General features: G+C 52.6%; 4 protein-coding genes. 2 read left to right on the top strand and 2 right to left on the bottom strand.

Features of this window, described 5'->3' with window-relative positions:
- The first annotated feature begins 145 nt into the window (after positions 1 to 145).
- The gene (locus LH464_RS24135; protein ID WP_226788941.1) at positions 146 to 421 is read left to right on the top strand and encodes a hypothetical protein; all 276 of its coding nucleotides are present in this window, start codon (positions 146 to 148) and stop codon (positions 419 to 421) included.
- Between the two features lie 2 nt (positions 422 to 423).
- Positions 424 to 1419: a BID domain-containing T4SS effector gene (locus LH464_RS24130; RefSeq protein ID WP_226788940.1), complete on the top strand. Its 996-nt coding sequence runs from the start codon at positions 424 to 426 to the stop codon at positions 1417 to 1419.
- Between the two features lie 337 nt (positions 1420 to 1756).
- On the opposite strand, the gene LH464_RS24125 is transcribed toward LH464_RS24130, so the two are convergent.
- Both LH464_RS24125 and LH464_RS24760 read right to left on the bottom strand, forming a co-directional pair.
- A complete protein-coding gene (locus LH464_RS24125; RefSeq protein WP_226788939.1) occupies positions 1757 to 2185 on the bottom strand; it encodes a hypothetical protein in 429 nt (142 codons plus the stop codon).
- A gap of 19 nt (positions 2186 to 2204) precedes the next feature.
- The coding region (locus LH464_RS24760; RefSeq protein WP_315859758.1) for a type VI secretion system Vgr family protein at positions 2205 to 3219 on the bottom strand (1015 nt) is incomplete at its 5' end.

Genomic DNA, 3219 nt, shown 5'->3' with positions numbered 1-3219 from the left:
CCGGGCCATGGAGCAGGGAGGCAGGCTCACGCGATGAGCGTAAAGTGGATAAAATCGCGTAACAACAAAGCCTTAGGACATAGAATAAGCGTGTTTCAGAGCACAATGGTTTATGTATAGAGGAAGTCTGGAAGGAGCGGCCGAGATGACAAGAATCGCAAATCCCCATACCCACGATCAGGTGGTCCAGGCGGAAATCGCCAATGAGATCCTGAATACCGCCCATAGCATCATCTACGAGCGGATGAACGAGATCGAGGCCAAGGATCCAGTGGAGGCCGCTCGGCTGTTCGAGAAGAGCCGCGAGATACATGCTCTGCAACGGTCTTTTGATGTCGTTGACGACAGCACGGTCGAGGAGATCATTACGGTCTGGGGCGAACGCCTCAAAGATCCGGATAGCTTCCTGCGTGATCTCTGAGCATGAGCCACAAGCCTGAACGAGACCGCCCCCGTTCGGATCGCGAAATCGAGCAGTTCATCGCTGCCTGGCGCAGCGTGATTTCCAAGATGGAGGCACGGGGTGCTGATGAAGAAAAAATAGGGGCGGTCGAGAAGACCGCGAACGCTGACACGCGGTATTTCCGCGAACAGGCGGCCAGCGCCGAAAAGATGCGCCAGGAACTCGCCGAGGCCAAGCCCGATCGATTGGTCACTCCGAGCGGGAATAACTCGGCCCATTCAATGGAGCCTCTCATTCCGGCGCAGCGCCTTGCCGATCTGACGCCGGCCGAGATCAAGGAAAGAGCACAGAACTCCGATCGTGCCACTGCAAAGCGATCTGAAGTTGAGGGTGAAGCCCGCCTCGTTTACGGCAACTCGGCTGCCATCTCCTCAACCTTGCAGTCGATCGAAGGCAATCCGGCCCTCGCAACCGGAATGGGCGACACGGTTCGCAAAATGCCCGAGGTAATCGCACCAGTCGCCGGTGAGCATGGTGGATGGATCCGATCAGCCAGTCCGGAGCGCCAGATGGCTGAGACGCATATACCGCGACTTGCCAACGCGCTCGAGGATTACGGCAATATCCTTCAGTACGAACAACGTGCCGTCGTTGCAGCGTATGCCAGGGAACAAAACCGGGTCAGACAGGAAGTTGCTGCTCCATCGCCGCAGCTATCCGCTATTCTGCAATCACCGGCATCCACGCAACTTGCCAGTCTCAGCGCTTTGCCGGCCGCGAAACAGGAACTGACGAAGCTTGCCAGCAGTCTGGATCGTCGGTTGGCACCGTCCGACCATCGCGCCTTGCGACTGGGCGACCAGGCCGCGTTGTCCCAATCGCTGAAGATCAGCCAGGCTCAGACGCAGCAGCTTGTCCGCACCCATGCCCAGCTCGCCGCGGCGAACAGGCAGGTTCAGGCGCAGCAACGGGAATTGGCGCAAAAGCAGGACACGGCGATTACAATCACACGATGACGATCTGGATAAGCGCTCTACCCCTAATTCAATGCATTTGATATGAACCCGTTGATAACCTCCTCGCAGGATTCATTAAATCGAAATTCGATGCGGCCCGTATTCCCGTCGGTCAGAGCGAATCCAGTGAAAGATGGAGCGACATACTCCAGATAAATACCGAGAAACCCAAGATCTTTGTCAGATTTAGAATCAATAACAACCGTTCTGCTAATTACGCATTCATCGTTTTCGTGTTTTGTTACTTTCATTGATGTATTATTATCTGCAGTTGCCGCTGTTGCGGGGTAGTAAAAAGTTGCCAAGATTATAACTGTTAAGGATCTTAGTCTATGTGTCATGAGTTGACAGCTCCGACCTGCTTGAGGAAGAATTTGCTCATATCGGATTTCGGTATATGAACGGTCACAAATTTAAAGGGACCGGCATTGTCGTTAACCGTCGGCTGCCGGTTGGGTACGCTCACGGTCCACTGAACAATCTCGCCGCTTGAAACTGCAGTGTATTCTTTAGGATCTGACCACAGTTGTGAACCGCCAAACACAAGGGCGCCCTCGTTGTGTTGCGTATCGGGATAATCTGACCTTTGAACAGTAGCTATCGCTCTTCCCGTTTGTTGCTCTACAGGGTGATCGTAGACATTGTAGATAAGAGACTCCAAATGAAAAAACGACGTTGTCGTTACGCGCTTTACCCCGATCATTCGCCCCGCATTGAACGTGATGGATTTACCTGTCTCAACTTGGGCCACTTTTGGCAATGCCATTCTTCATCCCTCTATTCAATTAGTTCAGCTTGATTTTTGCAGACTTCAACTCGATCGACTCGGCGAACTCCATAAGTAATGTTTTCCCTTTTACCGTAACGGTCCCATCCGCACTAAATATTAAATGCGTCTCACCGCACGAAATAGAAATACGCTCTGCACTAGCGACATTAATTGAATTTCCAGACGATAAGTTTAGCATATTTCCGGATGATATGGTCTTGAGAAGGCCGACGACTTCTGTCGAAGTAATCATAGATTTTATAAGAACCGAGTTTGCCGCTGATATATACACGTTTCCGGTATCTAGTGGTATAATATTTCCATTCGATTTGTTTGAGTAATCCAAAAGCGACTCATGCGATAGGGTGTTGTCTGCCAAACTAAATGATCCAAATCCGACATTTAGTGAATAGCTACCCTTCACTAGTTCGTTTCGACTTCCGCCCGTTTCATTGACATTATCGCGGCCAACTATTGTTGTTTGGCATTCACCTATAAAATCCACAGAATTCCTCTTTGCTATGCTGTGTTTATCTCTTTCGGCGTGAAGATAGATCTCTTCCCTGCCGTTCTCGTCTTCAAAACTCAATTCATTAAAGCCGATCTTGCCTTGAGCCTTATGTGTATCCGACCTGATGACCATCTTGGTCTTGTGATCCGGCAGCTTGTAGGGGGTCTTGTTGGTAGCGTGGTAGGTGCGGCCGGTGATGATCGGCTGGTCGGGATCGCCCTCGAGGAAATCGACGATGACTTCGTGGCCGATGCGCGGGATGGCGATATGGCCATACATCGCTCCGCCCCAGTTCTGGGCAACGCGGATCCAGCAGGAGGACTGGTCGTTGGATTTGCCGTAGCGGTCCCACGGGAACTGCACCTTCACCCTGGCGTGCTCGTCGGTGTAGATTTCCTCACCCGGGGGGCCGACGACCTTGGCGATCTGCGGGCCGTCGACGAGCGGCTTTTGCTTCTGCGGCGGCCGGTAGGGCAGGAGCGAGGGTTGCGCGGTGAAGGCGCAGGCATAGAGCGTCGCG

Origin of the sequence: Pseudorhizobium xiangyangii, from assembly GCF_020531965.1 — a bacterium.
Lineage (GTDB): Bacteria > Pseudomonadota > Alphaproteobacteria > Rhizobiales > Rhizobiaceae > Neorhizobium > Neorhizobium xiangyangii.
Note: the sequence above shows the minus strand (reverse complement) of the source record. Positions and strands in the feature narration are given on the sequence as shown.